Source organism: Chryseobacterium vrystaatense (assembly GCF_000737765.1).
Classification (GTDB): Bacteria; Bacteroidota; Bacteroidia; order Flavobacteriales; family Weeksellaceae; genus Chryseobacterium; species Chryseobacterium vrystaatense.
In genome coordinates, this window is record NZ_JPRI01000005.1 from 147,040 (window position 1) to 162,875 (window position 15,836).

Genomic DNA, 15,836 nt, shown 5'->3' on the forward strand with positions numbered 1-15,836 from the left:
TAATACGATAAATTTAAAAGAATGGTTTATTAAGTATTATTCAATAAAGAACATCTTATTCTGATAACTCTTCGGTGTCACCCCTACAAGCTGTTTAAATACTCTCGTAAAATAATTGGTATCCGAAAACCCTGTTTGATAAGCAGTTTCCTTAATACTGTTCTGCCCTGCCAGCAATTCTTTGGCTCTGTTGATCCTTTCCTGCAAAATAAAATCGTTGGGAGAAGTTCCCAATTCATCCCTGAACATCTTAAAGAAATTCGATTTGCTTACATAAGCCAGTTTGGCAATACTGTCAATAGATAGTTTTTGGTGTAGGTTTTTTCGGATATAATCTACTGCAAAACCTATTCTGGATTTATTTTTAGCAATATTTTTTTCTACCATACCTCTGGCCTGGGTCTGCATCAGCCTGATCAAAAGCTCTTTCAATGCAAAATCTGCCATAATATCTTTTTGGGAATTATCATCCATGGCAATTCTCATGATATTATTTGTTGCAGAGGCTAAAGATTGGTTGTTGAAGAGAAAAAACTCATCCAGTTGAATATTCCACTGGGAAGTTTCATCCACTTTGGGAAGACGGTAGTTGAGATAATTAAGAGAATCCTCTATAAAATCAGGATTAAGACTTAAAGAAATACATTGGGTTGGGGCTTCATCTGCTTCCGGAAAATCAATGACCATCGTTTCACCGGGTGCAACCAAAACACTCTCTCCTGGAAAATAATCAAAGTAATTCGATTTGTTTTCCAGTTTCATATGTTTTTTGCCTCTCAGCATTGCTGTAAAAGCAATATTCTCAAAGTGAAGTTTTACGCCAAATGCTGCTTTATGAGTCTCGTATATGCTGAATTCACAGTTGTTTAGATTGAATTTTGTCTGGTTTTCAACAAGGTTCAATAACTGGTTTTCCTTCTTTAATTCCGGAGTATTTAATAAAAATTTATTATTGTTATTCATTTCTAAACATTTTGTAAAACCCAATAACTCAAATATATAAAATTTAGACAGACCCTGTTGTTAATAAAATGATAAAATTGAACAACTATACTATTTTAGTGTTTTTTTATACGATTGTGCTATTGCTTTTTCATTTGTAAATGTAACTTGGCATTACGAAACAATTAAAATTATATTAATATGAGCACTATGACAGAACCGAAATCAGATACCGCATTCCAGTGGCCTGAATTCAAAAATAAATATGATAATTATATTGACGGCAAATTTACTCCTCCGGTTAACGGACAGTACTTCAATGTAGTTTCACCGGTTAATGGTAAAAATTTCACCCAGGTAGCGCATTCTTCAAAAGAAGATTTGGAACTGGCAGTGACTGCTGCAGATAAAGCATTCCAAACCTGGAAAAATACTTCTTCTACAGAAAGAAGTATCATTCTGAATAAGATTGCAGACAGGATCGAACAGAATCTGGAATATCTTGCTATTGTAGAAACCATAGACAACGGAAAAGCTGTCAGAGAAACTTTAGCTGCAGATTTACCGCTTGCTATAGATCATTTTAGATATTTTGCTTCCGTGATCCGTGCAGATGAAGGTTCTCATAACGAACTCGATAAAGACACTGTTTCTCTAATCGTTCACGAGCCGCTGGGTGTAATCGCACAAATCATTCCGTGGAACTTTCCAATATTAATGGCGGTGTGGAAACTGGCTCCGGCATTGGCAGCAGGAAACTGCGTGGTATTGAAACCGGCAGAAAGTACTCCCGTTTCCATTTTGGTTTTAATGGAAATTATCGGTGATTTATTACCTGCAGGAGTGATCAATATTGTGAACGGCTTCGGAGCAGAATTAGGAAGAGCGTTAGTAACGAATCCTAAAGTAGCAAAAGCAGCATTCACAGGTTCTACAGCTACAGGACGTCTGGTGATGCAGTATGCAACAGAAAATATTATTCCTGTGACCCTCGAATTAGGTGGGAAATCTCCAAACGTTTTCTTCAGTTCAGTAATGGATGCAGATGATGAGTTCCTTGATAAAGCAATTGAAGGAGCAGTTCTTTTTGCCCTTAATCAGGGTGAGATCTGTACATGTCCTTCAAGACTGCTCGTTCAGGAAGATATTGCAGATGCATTTATCGCAAAAGTAGTGGAAAGAGTGAAAGCCATCAAAGTTGGAAACCCACTTGACAAAACAGTCATGATGGGCGCTCAGGCTTCCCAGATCCAGAAAGATAAAATTCTTTCCTATATCCAGCTCGGAAAAGAAGAAGGAGCGGAAGTTCTTGTGGGAGGAGATGTCAACAATGTAGGAGAGAATTTAGAGGACGGATTCTATATCCAGCCGACTATTTTCAAAGGAAACAACAGAATGAGAATCTTTCAGGAAGAGATCTTCGGCCCTGTATTGGCGTTCACCACTTTCAAAGACGAAGAAGAAGCGGTAAAGATTGCCAATGATACCATCTATGGACTTGGTGCAGGTGTCTGGACAAGAGATGCACATCAGTTGTATAATGTTCCGCGTCAGATTCAGGCAGGAAGGGTTTGGGTCAATCAGTACCACTCTTATCCGGCAGGAGCACCATTTGGAGGATACAAGCAGTCGGGGATTGGTAGAGAAAATCATAAAATGATGCTTGACCATTACCGTCAGACTAAAAATATGCTGATCTCCTACAACAAAAACAAATTAGGTTTCTTTTAATTTTTAAATATTAGGGCGTGCCCGTTTGCCCCGGCAGAGCCGGGGCAAAACGGTCGGGCTGTTCCAGAGCTTCACTTCGTTTCGGTGCTCCATTTCATTCCGCACCGGCTCGTTCCTCGCCGCCCTTCCCATCCCTCACGCAGAAACTGGTTGTCCTTATCTGAAATAGTTCAGGTGAGCAGGAATTCTGCTGCCGTCAGGGGAATTAAAATTCGAAACTTTAATATGAAAGGGCAAATTTCCTTTGCAGGTCAATAGTGGATGATAGATTGTAAGATTCACAATTGACCATTGACCACTCAAAAATCATTTTAACCAAAAACTAAACTCATAAAATATGATCCCAAAAACAATGAAAGCTGCCGTAGTTCAGGGCTATGGACAGCCGCTAAGAATAGAAGAAGTTCCGGTAAAAGTACCTGGAAGATATGAAGTACTGGTAAAAGTCATTGCCTGTGGAGTCTGTCATACAGATTTACATGCTGTGGATGGCGATTGGCCCGCAAAACCCAAAATGCCCCTGATTCCCGGACACGAAGGAGTGGGAATCGTAGTAGCATGCGGGCCCGAAGCACAGGTAAAAGAAGGTGATGCCGTAGGAGTTCCATGGCTGTACAGTGCCTGCGGATGTTGTGATTACTGTATAACTGGTTGGGAGACACTATGTGAAGCGCAGAAAAATGGAGGATATAGTGTAGATGGAGGGTTTGCAGAATATGTGATTGCAGATTCAAGATATGTAGGACATTTAAAATCAGATGTCAACTTTTTGGAAATTGCACCGATTCTGTGTGCAGGAGTAACCGTTTATAAAGGCTTGAAAGAGACAGAAACAAAACCCGGTGAATGGGTAGCGATCTCAGGAATAGGAGGATTGGGACATGTAGCAGTGCAGTATGCCAAAGCGATGGGAATGCATGTAGCAGCCATTGATGTATCAGATGATAAACTGGAACTTGCCAAAAAATTAGGAGCTGATCTGGTAGTCAATGCAAAAACCACAGACCCTGGGCAGTATCTGCATAAAGAAGTAGGTGGGATGCATGGAGCACTGATTACAGCAGTGTCCCCAATTGCTTTTAAGCAGGGAATAGATGTACTGAGAAGAAAAGGGACAATAGCGCTTAACGGACTTCCTCCCGGATCTTTTGAACTCCCGATCTTCGAAACCGTATTAAAGAGAATAACCGTGAGAGGCTCTATTGTAGGAACTAGAAAAGATCTTCAGGAAGCGCTGGATTTCGCGAACGAAGGTCTTGTAAAAGCAACGGTAACCTCTGCAAAACTTGAAGATATCAATGATGTTTTTGATAAAATGAAGAAAGGACAGATAGACGGCAGAATCGTACTCGATATTGCCGGATCAAATTAAATGATCATGAGTTAATGGGTCCGGCGGAATCATTCTGCCGGATTTTTATCCTAATCAGAAAAGAAATACTATTTCAGGAATATGCATTTTTTTGAGATTACTCCCGAAAATAAAGTGAGATCCAATTTTGCGCTTTAAAAAACAGGCAGACAAGAGAATAAACGTTAATCAAAATCTTCGTATCTTAATACAAACAAACTTTTTTAATTAAAACAAAAAAATGGAAACAACAATATCCAGATTATCAGCAACAGAAAAAGCACTAGATGTTATTTATCAACTGGAAGATAAGTATGGGGCATTGATGTTTTATCAGGCAGGCGGATGTTGCGAAGGCACTCAGCCGCAATGTTTTGAAAAAGGAGGATTTTTTCCCAGAATGAATGATGCAATGATCGGAACCATTAATGGTCATGAATTCTGGATAGACCGCGATTTATTCGAATACTGGAAATACTCACACTTTACACTCGATGTGACAGATGGATTCGGCCCCGGAGGATTCTCCCTGGAAACTCCTTTAGGTAAAACCTTCAAAGTTCACTACAGGCTCTTCACCAAAGATGAATATGAAAATCTGGAACCTGTAAAACGAAGTGAATAGAATTCTATAGATAAAGATCCGGGCAGAACGAGTGGATCTTAGTGCATGGTGGGAGCATATTTTTGAGTAATGTCCTTCATCTCTTTTTCAAAGTCTTGTTTTTCTCTTATGATTCCTCTTCTTACATTGAAATATTGAGCTCCTGTCATTAGAGATGAGACTGCTAAAAAAGCAAGATCCTGACCGCCATTTTTTATAGTCACAGTTATTGCCAATAAGAAAAAGCACAACAAAAGTATAAAGGTGAACATCTGCAAAAAAGAAGGGATATATTCTACAGAAGCTTTGGTTATGTTATTTTTATCAAACATACTTCCTTTAATCACGGGATAATATATATTGAGATCCAAAAAATGCCTTCTTTTTTTAATGGTAAAGCTGTTTTCATCAATTATTCCCCGATATTCAAATCTTGTTGGAATGGTAGAATCTTTAACCAGCGATATAAACGATCTATTGGTCCCGTAAGTGATTTTCAACAGGTTCTGAACCAGCTCAGACCTCTGCGTATTGATTTCAAGGTTAGACTTATCATATAAGCCTATCGTTTTTAAAAGTGGATTCATTTTGTAAAAGAGGGTTTTGAAATTAAAATCAGACTTTTACAAACCGGTTAACAAACATGGCTGCGACAATATCTCCTACTGCATTCAAAACAGTTGCTAAAGGATCTACCAACGTTCCGATAATCATAACGGCCGGGATAGCTTCCTGTGGTAATTTGTAAACCGAGATCATCAGCATTTCACCGATATAGCCTCCGTTTGGAATTCCTCCAGCCACAATACTTACAAAAACAGTGATTCCTAAAGCAAGCAACAGATTGGCAGGATCGAAAAAGTCTTTCCCAATAATCAGAAAAGCCACATATATTTTGATAATAGAGGACATAGAAGATCCATTCTTATGCAGCGTCGTTCCTATGGGAATAACCAGATTGGCAATAGAATTGGGAATACCAATTTTTGAAGCGGCCTGTAAATTCGCGGGCATAGTGGCAAAACTGCTGCAGGTACTAAGAGCCGTTAAAGTAGGGTAGACTGCATTTTTCCAGAAACTTTTAATACCCTTTTGTCCATCTGCCATAAAAGCATACAGAGAAAAGAATACAAAGAAATAAACGATTCCTAAAATATAATAAAGTCCTAAAGGTTTAGCATAGAATCCAAAAAGCTGAGGTCCCAAAGTGGCAACCTGAAAAGCAAAATAAGCTCCAAGACCAATAGGTGCCAGATTCATAATCAATAAAAGAAGTTCCTTCATCACTTCATATCCTGAGGCGATAAATATCCTGAACGGCTGCCCTTTTTCGCCAGCTTTGCGCGCTGCAAAACCAGTCATAAAAGCAAAAATAAGAAGTGCCAGCATATTTTGTCTTGAAAACAACTGCGTAAATTCTCCAACAGTGAAGAAACTTACGATCCTGTTGCCCCAGCTGTCTTCACTAGCCGCTTCTGAAACTATTTCCGAACTTCCCGAAACTCCAGAAACAGGAAATACATAAACTGCACATATCGTAAAAATTGCTGCAGTCAGAATAAAGAACAGAAAGGTAAAAGACATCACCAAAATGATTTTACCAAACTTAGACTGTTGCTCCAAAGAAGCAATAGAATTGGAAACGGCAAAAAATACCAGGGGTACCACACTCACAAAAAGAAGGTTAAGAAAAATATCACCCAGCGGCTTAATGTATTCCACAATACCAGGTGCAGTTATGCCAATAATGCTTCCTACAGTGATTCCTAAAAGTAAAAGTATAATTCCTGAGTAGTTTTTCAGTACCTCTTTCATTCAAGCTTTTTATCAAAGATAGGTTTATTTTTAACATTCTCTTATATAATTGTCAGGAGCAAATTTCATAAATTTGAGTAAATATCGATTCTATGGCTTATATAGATTACTATAAAATTTTAGGCGTAGATAAAAGCGCAACACAGGATGACATCAAAAAGGCTTACCGTAAGATGGCCAGAAAGCTACATCCTGATCTTAATCCAGGTGACAAAGAAGCAGAGCGGAAATTCAAAGAACTGAATGAAGCGAATGAAGTTCTCAGTAATACTGAAAACCGTACAAAATATGATAAATACGGAGAAAACTGGAAACATGGTGAAGAGTATGAAAAAGCTCAGCAGCAACAGAGGCAGTACCAGCAGCAAAACTATGGCGGTGGCGGATTTTCCGGTGCTGATTTTGGGGAGGGCGAAGATTTCTCAGATTTTTTCCAAAGTATGTTTGGTAGTGCTGGCGGAGGTTTCGGGAAAAATTCGAGAGGAAGCTCTTCAGGGAAGTTTAAGGGTCAGGATGTTCATGCCGAACTGAATCTGAATTTAAAAGATGCTGCTCAAACCCATCCGCAGACTTTTGAAATTAATGGTAAAAAAGTGAGAATCACGATTCCGGCAGGCGTGTACGACGGACAGCAAATCAAACTTAAAGGTCACGGAAATCCAGGTTTTAATGGAGGGCCAAACGGAGATTTGTACATCACATTTAATATTCCTGTTGATCCCGATTTTGAAAGAGTAGGGGATGATCTGAAAACCAAGGTTTCGATTGATCTCTATACGGCTGTTTTGGGAGGGGATGTGAAAGTAAATACACTGGATGGAAGTGTCAGTCTTAAGGTAAAACCCGAAACACAAAGCGGAACAACGGTAAGACTGAAAGGAAAAGGTTTTCCAGTGTATAAAAAAGAAGGGCAGTCAGGAGATCTTTTTGTGACTTATGAAGTGAAATTACCTACGGATCTTACCGACAAGCAGAAAGAACTTTTTGAACAACTTAAAAATTCCTAAGCCATGAGTGAAAGAATATCGCGAGAAGAACTCGTAAAAATATACAATATAGAAATCACTTTCTTTGATGAACTGGTCGATTTTGGACTGTTGAATATACAAACCGAAAATGAAACCCGATATATACTCTATGAGGATCTGCCTGTTTTTGAGAAGCTGACCAATTGGCATTATGATCTGGAAATTAATCTTCCCGGTTTGGAAGTCATTAATGATATGCTTAGAAAAATGGAAGATTTGAAGCAGAGAAATCGTGATTTAATGAAGAAACTTTCTGCTATAAGTGATCAATATGAAGATATTTAATTTAGTTTTGTACATCTTTAAAACAAACTAAATATTTCTGAGAAATGAACGCAGGGAAAGTCATCAAATTAAATGTTAACAGAAAGGATTTCGAAGAAATTTATTTCAACGGTCAGCAGGGCAGCTTATTTTTTTCACCAACGACCAGGGGAAAAACGGTGACTACCATTGTAATGGGATTAATCCTGTTGATTCTGTTTTTTTTCAAAGATGATTTAAGCAAAGAGAAATTTGGGATTTTATACTTCGTGAGCTTTTTATTTCTGCTTTGTACAGTATATCTTTCGTTAAGCATCAATAAAGTTTCAAGATGGAAAAAAGAAGTTAACAGATATTTAAAATCTCTGGAAGATTCCAGAATTTATGAAATTACATTTAATGATGAGATTTTTAATGTTAATCTTAATCATCAGGAAGAGCTCAGCAAATGGGAAGATTTTAAGGACTTTGATGTCAACAATGAATTCATTTCTTTAGAGGGGAAATTCAATTATATGTTCCCTAAAAAAGCAATGAATAAGGGAGACTATGAAACGCTTAAACAGGCAGTAAAGAAAAACATAAAACCATAAAAAAATCAGAGCAAACGCTCTGATTTTTCTTTTATATAAAAAGGCTAATCTGCCCTCTTCGTCTTTGGATTAGTCAAGCCAGCCCATTTCCTTCATCCACTCGTCATTGTAGATTTTTCCTACATATCTTGAACCATGGTCATGAAGAAGAACAACAATCACATCATCTTTTGTGAACTGATCTTTCATCTGAATCAATGAAGCAATTGCACTTCCTGCAGAATATCCGCAGAAAATCCCTTCTTCTTTAGCCAGTTTTCTTGCGTAGATAGCACCATCTTTATCCGTTACCTTTTCAAAATGATCAATAACAGACATATCATAATTTTCAGGAATGATGTCTTCTCCGATTCCTTCTGTGATATAAGTGTAAGCATGATCGTAATGAAGTTCACCCGTCTCATGGAATTCCTTCAGAATAGAACCGTAAGTATCCACACCAATAACCTTGATGTCCGGATTTTTCTCCTTAAAGAATGTTCCACAGCCTGTAACCGTACCTCCTGTTCCGGCACCTGCTACAAAATGGGTAAGTTGTCCGTCTGTCTGTTCCCAGATTTCTGGAGCTGTAGATTCATAATGTGCCGTTCTGTTGGATAAGTTGTCATATTGATTCACATACCATCCGTTTTCTGTTTCCTTAGCCAGTCTTTTTGAAACTGAATAGTAAGAACGGGGATCGGTAGGCTTTACGTCAGTAGGACAGACAATAACTTCTGCTCCTACAGCACGAAGGATATCACACTTTTCCTTAGACTGTTTGGAATTGGTTACAAAAATACATTTGTAACCTTTGATTATGGCAGCAAGAGCCAGCCCCATTCCTGTATTTCCTGACGTTCCCTCAATAATGGTGCCTCCAGGTTTTAATCTGCCGTCTTTTTCGGCATCTTCTATCATTTTAAGAGCCATTCTGTCCTTTACAGAATTTCCCGGATTAAATGTTTCTACTTTTGCTAAAACTAATGCAGGAAAGTCTTCTCCTAATACTTTGTTCAGTTTTACAAGAGGCGTATTCCCTATCGTTTCAAGAATATTTTTTGCGTATTTCATAAATGGTTTATAAGCGGTGCAAAGATAAGGCTTTAAAAATTAGCGGAATCATTTAAAGATGATGATTTATAAAGTCAATAGTGGATGATTAATTGATTTTTTCTACTTAAAATCGTTTATTCATTATTTCCTGTTCAGTGCTTTATAAAAGTTAATTATGAATTTTAAATTTTATAAAGTAAAATAAATGGATCATTGCCAATTGAGCATTGAACATTCAACTTTCACTCATACATATTCCGTTTAATTATATTTGATGGCCTTTACCGGAGAAATCTTGCTGATCAGGTAACTCGGAATAATCAGAGCCAGTCCTGAAATAAGCAAAATTCCCAATGAAATGGAAATAATAGCAACAGGATTAAGATCTACAGGAACGGTACTTACATAATAGTTTTCAGGATTAAGCTTTATAATACCGAAGAATTTCTGAAGCAGAATAAGCCCCAGACCGATTGCATTACCATACAGAAGCCCCGGAATCATGATAATCAATGTATAATTAATGAAAGTTGCCCGTATTTGTGAATTGCTTGCACCCAGTGTTTTAAGAAGTCCGATAGAATTTGTTCTTTCAATGATCAGAATTAAAAGGACCATAATGATATTGATGACCACCACAATCAGCATAATGATAATGATCAGTGCAATATTCGTGTCGAAAATACTGATCCAGTCATTGATCTGTGGGAATTTTTCTGTTGCTTTTTCAGCATAGTTTTTATAACCGATCAGTTTTTCAATTTCCGGAAAATCTTTATCGATATCATTTACATTTTTAAAGAATATATCGATTCCGCCTATTTCATCAGGCTTCATTTCCTGGATTTTTCGCACATGATTGATTCCACCGATAACGAACTGCTCGTCGATCATTTTAATATCGGTTTTGTAAATTCCAATGATCCTGAATTTACGGTAGATGGGTTTCTGATCAGCTTTTGAAAATACAGTAACAATGCTGTCATTGACTTTAAGGTGAAGGTCATTGGCTACTTTCTGTGAAATAGTTACATCATTGTTAAAACCCTTTTCCGTTACTTTTGGAGTGGTCCCGGCAACGAGGAATTTTTTGAATCTTAAACTGTCAAAATCCTTTCCAATTCCTTTAAATATAATTCCTGAAAAATTATGCTCATTTCGCATGATTCCCGTTACCGTCGCATACTTCTGAACACTTTCTACATCGGGTAATTCTTTAATCTTCTGAATATTCAGTCCCTGATTGTCAAGTACGGAGGTGTTGTAAGAAGAATTTGACCGTGTAGAACGGACAGTAATGTGTCCGCTGAAATCCGCCAGTCGTTCCTTAATGGCCTTTTTCGAACCGAAGCCCGTAGAGACGGTGATCAAAGAAACAATGATCCCCAAAGCTACAGAAAGCCTGCCGATGAAGATGATAACTCTTGAAAGGTTATTTTTGTTATCTTTGGAAAACGCTATTTTTCTGGAGAAATATAAAGGAAACTTCAAGCTTATGAATTTAGATTTCAAAATTAAAAATTTACTTCTGATTTGCCTAATTTTTTTAGGAGTATTCAACCAATATTATTCTCAGGTTCAGGGAAAATCAGATTTCAAAACCGGAGCAGACCAATCTGAACTGTATCTGCCGTTATTGAAAAATAAAACCATCGGTGTGGTGACCAACCAAACCGGTCTGATGAGTGATAAAAGCTATGTGGTGGATTTTTTAGTAAAAAATAATATTAAAATTAAAACAATCTTCGCTCCGGAACATGGTTTCAGAGGAGATGCAGATGCAGGAGAAAAAGTGAAAAACGGTGTAGATACCAAAACCGGAATCCCTATTATTTCTTTATATGGAAACAATAAAAAACCAAAACCGGAACAGTTAAAAGGTATTGATATCGTTGTTTTTGATATTCAGGATGTAGGTGTAAGATTCTATACTTATATTTCAACCTTAGCGTATTTGATGGAAGCAGGAGCAGAAAATAATGTAGAAATAATGGTGCTGGACCGCCCGAATCCACATGATGGCTATACAGACGGACCGGTTTTAAAAAAGAAATGGTCAAGCTTTGTGGGAATGCATGAAGTTCCTGTAGTATATGGACTGACGATAGGAGAGTATGGGAAAATGGTTAATGGTGAAAAATGGCTGAAAAATGGAGTTCAGGCTAAATATACCCTGATTCCAATGAAAAATTACCATAAAAAACAGCGCTATCCTATTTTAGATAAACCTTCCCCGAATCTTCCGAATGACAAATCCATTAATCTATATCCAAGTCTTTGTTTCTTTGAAGGAACACAGGTTTCCTTAGGAAGAGGTACCAGCCTGCCGTTTCAGATTTACGGATCTCCCTGGACGAAAGAATTTCCTTATCAGTTTACGCCAAAACCTAATTTTGGAGCAAAGGATCCTTTCCTTAATGGAAAATTGTGTTACGGTGAGGATTTATCGACCTATCCCAAAGATCTTAGAGAGCTGAATCTTGAATGGTTGCTAAAGTCTTATAAAAGCTATAAAAATCCACAACAGAGTTTCTTTCTTGAGAACTTATTCTTCGATAAGCTGGCCGGAACTGATGAGTTTAGAAAGCAGATTATCGCTGGAAAATCGATTCAGGAGATCAAAGCTTCATGGAAAGGCGATCTTGAAAAATTTGAAAAGATTCGTAATAAGTATATTAGTTACGAAAACTGATTTTAGTAAAAAACAGCCAATTGTGAATCAGTCTTTCAGTTATAAATTGTACTGACGAATGCTGATTCACAATTGGTTGTTCATTTTTTATCAGTCAAAATCCTGTGGTGGATTTTTATCGTTTTTACCTTTGTTGAAAATCATAAGTCCTAAGGTTAATCCTATGACTCCAACGAAAGCGGTCATTAATGCTCTTTCCAGTTTGTCTGGGAGATCATTTCCAACATAATTCATTAAAAAAAGTATCACAAAAGTGATTACTGATATAATAATATGATTTCTTCCAAAAAGTTTCATGCTGTTATTTTAATTTATAAGAGATCATAATGCCCCCTCTGTATGGGATGATTTCGCCGCTTTTATTAAATTTTTGAGCATAATCATAGCGTTCACCTGTTGAGCGGTCATATCCTTTGTAGAAATCCTGAGAAGAACCCACAGTTGCATAGATATCCATATTCAAACGGTCAGATAATTTAAATTGGTAACCTCCTGTAATTCCTAAAATAAAAGAATATCCCTTTTGGTATAGGTTGGAAGTAATAAATGTTTTCCCCCTGTCATCAGTGATAGGATTGTCTGACCAGTAACTCCATTTCTGAGCATTGAATGCAGATACTGCTATATTGGCACCAACGTACCATTTACTGAACGCCTGATTGAAATAGTACCTTCCTTCTACAGAAAGAGAATAGTACTGCATTTCATGTCCTGCAAAAGATTTCCATGGAGATACAAGGACATCCCCTTGCAGGGTGATTTTTGATGTTAGCTGTTTTTCAAGACCAACATTGATCACTCCAATGGGAGCCAGTAGGGCATTTCCTTTAATGTAAAGACTTTTTTCCTGTTCTTGTTCCTGAGCTGTGAGCATTCCCAAAGACAGGAGTGCTATAGACGTGATAAGAAATTTGTGATTTGGCATTTATTTTATTTGTTTCAGTAATTCTTCTGCGAGTTTGGAGTCTTTACCAGTCTGAACTGCCATATTTTTGGACATTTCAGCGTAGGTTTTTGCCATCTCCTTATTCCCGGTCAGAAAATAGAGCTTTGCAAGAATATACGTGTTTTCCGGTGTTTCACTGCGCATTACTGATTTTTCAGCCCATTCTGAGGCTTTCTTTAGTGACGCAGGATTTTTGATATGATCACCGAATACCCATGCTGCTCTCAGCAGCTCATTGGGCTCAAATGCATCGGAATTTTGGTAATACTCTAACGCCGCCTTTTCAAATTCGGGAAAATTGGCATTTTGCTCGTAGTAACTGAGTTTCGTCTGGTTTAGTTTGGATTGTGCGAGTTGCTTTCCCACTAACGGTTCTGCCGTCTTCATGAAATACTCCTCGTTTATTCTTTTGTTTTTATCGTCAATAGATTGCTCTACAATTTTTGAAAGTTTAAGCTGACTGTCGAATTCATTATAAGTATCTTCAGGAAGATATTTGATGATGTCTGCTTTTCTTGAGGTAAATGTTTTGTAATTATTGTCTTCTGTTGATTTTACAAAGTAAAGAAGCAGTCCTACTTCTTCTTTTGATATTTCATCGGTTGCCTTTTTATTTTCAAAATATCTCTCTGAAGCTTTTTTTGCAAAATCATAATCTGAAGATGAATTCAGCTTCATAATATTGATCAGGAATTCGGGGTCTTTTTCTCCTTTGGCAAAACGTTCCTTTAAAGAACCTTTTTTATTTCCAGGCGAATTGATATCCTGAGCCATAGTTACAAACATACTTTCTTCCATATACCCCGTATTTTGTGAAACAAGCTCACCTTCACCATTCAGGAACAGGTAAGTGGGATAGGAACGCACTCCGTATTTGGCTGCGATTTCTCTTCCTTCACCTTTTTCCATATCGAACCTTGCATTCACAAAATTAGCATTGAAATAATCCCCGACAGATTTTTTGGTAAATACGTTCTTTTCCATCATCTTGCATGGTCCGCACCATGTAGTATAAGCATCGACAAAAACCAGTTTTTTTTCTTTTTTTGCCTTTGCTATAATGTCTTTGAACGGTAATTCCTGAAATTGTATAGCTTCCTGAGCCATGATAACGGCAGAGCAGAAAACAAATACTCCGGAAATGATCTTCTTCATTTTCAAATTAGATTTGTAGGCGAAGATAGTTATTTTCCAAATTATAGACGACGAATTTATACCGACAGCCTCTATATTAACGAATTTTAAGACAGACAGTATGTTTCTAAAATAAATAAACAGGCCGAAACCTGTTTAATACTTTTAAAGTTGATGATTGATTAAGAAACAGCTTCCACTGCTTCTTTGATCAGTTCTGTGATCTCTTTTGGATGAGTAGCCAATGAAGCGTGACTGGCATCCAGGTGGATGATCTTCTTAGCATTCATTCTTTCTGCCATTTCCTTTTCCGTGGCTGGCGGGATCATTCTGTCGTTATCAGACACCTGATACCAGCTTGGTTTTGTTTTCCATGCAGGCTCTCCGGCTTCAGCAGCGAAAATACTTCCGTGAATTGGTTTTTGAGATAAAGACATCACTACAGAATCTTCCGGATTCAGATCCTGAGCAAAGCTTTCATGGAATTGATCATATTTTATCCATAAGAAGCCTTTTTCATCAGGGACAATATTAGCTGCGCCTGAAGGCTGCTCTCTGCGCCCAAAAATACTTCCTAAGCTTTCTCCTTTATCCGGTGCAAAAGCAGCAATATAAACCAATCCCACAACTTTATCATGATTTCCAGCTTCTGAAATAACGGCACCTCCATAAGAATGACCTACTAAAAGTACTTTCCCTTCCTGTAAATCGATCAGGTCTTTTGTTTTTTGAATATCTTCGTCCATAGATGTTAATGGATTCTGAACACTGCGTACTTTATAACCTTCGCTGTGAAGATTTTCAATAACGTGTCTCCAGTGAGATCCGTCTCCCCAGGCTCCGTGAACTAAAATAATTGTTACATTTTTGTTTTCCATATTTTTATTCTTTACATTTTGTATGACAAATCTAGGAGTATAATTTGTAAAAAATGTTCACTTTAGTTAACGTTTTAAAGTTCTGTTTCGGATTCTGCTTAATGACTGTGGTTTTACTCCGAGATAGCTTGCAATATGTTTCTGGGCAACAAGCTGAAAGATTTTCGAATTTTCTGTTAATAAGTTGTTGTACCGTCTTTCTGGAGAATAGTATAACAGTTCTTCAATTCTTTTTTTTGCATTCAGATAAATTACTTCAGTCATTTTTCTTCCGAATTCCTGCCAGTAAGCATCTTTTTTATAAAGCTTCTGAAGATCGTCTTTATGAAGCAGGAGAACCTCGGAGTCTTTAACGGCTTTGATGTTCATTTTTGATTTGGTATGACAGAGGATACTTTCGTAATCAGTAAAAAAATAATTGTCAAAATGAAAATTGAAGTTGACGTCCTCACCACTTTCATTAATGTAGAATGTTCTCATGAAACCGGTTTTCAGAAATCCAAGATACTGACATTCTTCACCTTCTTTAAGGAAAAAATCAGATTTTTTATAAACTGTTTCACGCAGGTAACTACAGAATTCCGCATAATGCATTTCATCAACGAGAAATAGCGGACCATATTTAGAATATTCATCAAGGATGTTTTTCATAATTGTAAATTAAACTGTCTTATAAATGCCCGGGCATTTTAATAAAAAAAGCAGATTCAAATACTAAATTATTAAAAACTGATGAAAAGAAGAATATAATAAATAGAGAAAGGGACAATAAAAAATAAGCTTTAGAGATGAAGAACGAAGTACATTGTATCAGTCCGATATT

Annotated in this window: 17 protein-coding genes; 7 read left to right on the top strand and 10 right to left on the bottom strand. The window is 37.3% G+C overall.

Features of this window, described 5'->3' with window-relative positions; all coding sequences use genetic code 11:
• Positions 1 to 36 precede the first annotated feature (36 nt).
• Positions 37 to 963, bottom strand: a complete 927-nt coding sequence (locus IW16_RS14815; protein WP_034745742.1) for an AraC family transcriptional regulator — start codon at positions 961 to 963, stop codon at positions 37 to 39.
• Between the two features lie 180 nt (positions 964 to 1,143).
• Between IW16_RS14815 and IW16_RS14820 the strand changes: the two genes are divergently transcribed.
• From IW16_RS14820 to IW16_RS14830, 3 genes are all read left to right on the top strand, one after another.
• On the top strand, positions 1,144 to 2,673 hold the full coding sequence (locus IW16_RS14820) for an aldehyde dehydrogenase family protein (protein WP_034745745.1): 1,530 nt from the start codon (positions 1,144 to 1,146) through the stop codon (positions 2,671 to 2,673).
• 337 nt (positions 2,674 to 3,010) lie between these two features.
• Positions 3,011 to 4,045 carry an alcohol dehydrogenase AdhP gene (gene adhP, locus IW16_RS14825; RefSeq protein ID WP_034745747.1) on the top strand — a complete coding sequence of 345 codons (1,035 nt, stop codon included), beginning with the start codon at positions 3,011 to 3,013 and terminating at the stop codon, positions 4,043 to 4,045.
• A 220-nt stretch (positions 4,046 to 4,265) separates the two neighbouring features.
• Positions 4,266 to 4,649: a DUF779 domain-containing protein gene (locus IW16_RS14830; RefSeq protein WP_034745749.1), complete on the top strand. Its 384-nt coding sequence runs from the start codon at positions 4,266 to 4,268 to the stop codon at positions 4,647 to 4,649.
• A 38-nt stretch (positions 4,650 to 4,687) separates the two neighbouring features.
• Here IW16_RS14830 and IW16_RS14835 read toward each other — a convergent pair whose 3' ends face one another.
• Both IW16_RS14835 and IW16_RS14840 read right to left on the bottom strand, forming a co-directional pair.
• Positions 4,688 to 5,215 (bottom strand): hypothetical protein, encoded by a 528-nt coding sequence (locus tag IW16_RS14835; protein ID WP_034745751.1) that lies wholly within the window; start codon positions 5,213 to 5,215, stop codon positions 4,688 to 4,690.
• Positions 5,216 to 5,243: 28 nt separating this feature from the next.
• Entirely contained in the window at positions 5,244 to 6,443 is a 1,200-nt protein-coding gene (locus IW16_RS14840; RefSeq protein WP_034745753.1) for a dicarboxylate/amino acid:cation symporter, read from the bottom strand.
• Between the two features lie 92 nt (positions 6,444 to 6,535).
• Here IW16_RS14840 and IW16_RS14845 point away from each other — a divergent pair, with 92 nt between their 5' ends.
• Genes IW16_RS14845 through IW16_RS14855 form a run of 3 tightly spaced genes read left to right on the top strand, consistent with a single transcriptional unit; the run spans position 6,536 to position 8,328 of the window.
• Positions 6,536 to 7,450 carry a DnaJ C-terminal domain-containing protein gene (locus IW16_RS14845; RefSeq protein WP_034745756.1) on the top strand — a complete coding sequence of 305 codons (915 nt, stop codon included), beginning with the start codon at positions 6,536 to 6,538 and terminating at the stop codon, positions 7,448 to 7,450.
• Between the two features lie 3 nt (positions 7,451 to 7,453).
• Entirely contained in the window at positions 7,454 to 7,756 is a 303-nt protein-coding gene (locus tag IW16_RS14850; protein WP_034745759.1) for a chaperone modulator CbpM, read from the top strand.
• A 44-nt stretch (positions 7,757 to 7,800) separates the two neighbouring features.
• Positions 7,801 to 8,328 (top strand): hypothetical protein, encoded by a 528-nt coding sequence (locus IW16_RS14855; RefSeq protein WP_034745762.1) that lies wholly within the window; start codon positions 7,801 to 7,803, stop codon positions 8,326 to 8,328.
• 69 nt (positions 8,329 to 8,397) lie between these two features.
• Here the strand turns inward: IW16_RS14855 and IW16_RS14860 are convergent, their stop codons facing one another.
• Positions 8,398 to 9,381: a PLP-dependent cysteine synthase family protein gene (locus tag IW16_RS14860; protein ID WP_034745765.1), complete on the bottom strand. Its 984-nt coding sequence runs from the start codon at positions 9,379 to 9,381 to the stop codon at positions 8,398 to 8,400.
• A 243-nt stretch (positions 9,382 to 9,624) separates the two neighbouring features.
• Positions 9,625 to 10,854, bottom strand: a complete 1,230-nt coding sequence (locus tag IW16_RS14865; protein WP_034745768.1) for an ABC transporter permease — start codon at positions 10,852 to 10,854, stop codon at positions 9,625 to 9,627.
• Between the two features lie 4 nt (positions 10,855 to 10,858).
• Here IW16_RS14865 and IW16_RS14870 point away from each other — a divergent pair, with 4 nt between their 5' ends.
• Positions 10,859 to 12,055: an exo-beta-N-acetylmuramidase NamZ family protein gene (locus tag IW16_RS14870; RefSeq protein ID WP_034746313.1), complete on the top strand. Its 1,197-nt coding sequence runs from the start codon at positions 10,859 to 10,861 to the stop codon at positions 12,053 to 12,055.
• A gap of 90 nt (positions 12,056 to 12,145) precedes the next feature.
• Here the strand turns inward: IW16_RS14870 and IW16_RS14875 are convergent, their stop codons facing one another.
• From IW16_RS14875 to IW16_RS14895, 5 genes are all read right to left on the bottom strand, one after another.
• Positions 12,146 to 12,352, bottom strand: coding sequence for a hypothetical protein (locus tag IW16_RS14875; RefSeq protein ID WP_034745771.1), 207 nt, complete (start codon positions 12,350 to 12,352; stop codon positions 12,146 to 12,148).
• A 4-nt stretch (positions 12,353 to 12,356) separates the two neighbouring features.
• Positions 12,357 to 12,980: a DUF3575 domain-containing protein gene (locus IW16_RS14880; protein ID WP_034745774.1), complete on the bottom strand. Its 624-nt coding sequence runs from the start codon at positions 12,978 to 12,980 to the stop codon at positions 12,357 to 12,359.
• A complete protein-coding gene (locus IW16_RS14885; protein ID WP_034745776.1) occupies positions 12,981 to 14,156 on the bottom strand; it encodes a thioredoxin family protein in 1,176 nt (391 codons plus the stop codon).
• A 161-nt stretch (positions 14,157 to 14,317) separates the two neighbouring features.
• On the bottom strand, positions 14,318 to 15,013 hold the full coding sequence (locus IW16_RS14890; protein ID WP_034745779.1) for an alpha/beta hydrolase: 696 nt from the start codon (positions 15,011 to 15,013) through the stop codon (positions 14,318 to 14,320).
• Positions 15,014 to 15,079: 66 nt separating this feature from the next.
• The gene (locus IW16_RS14895; RefSeq protein ID WP_034745782.1) at positions 15,080 to 15,664 is read right to left on the bottom strand and encodes a Crp/Fnr family transcriptional regulator; all 585 of its coding nucleotides are present in this window, start codon (positions 15,662 to 15,664) and stop codon (positions 15,080 to 15,082) included.
• Positions 15,665 to 15,836: the final 172 nt, after the last annotated feature.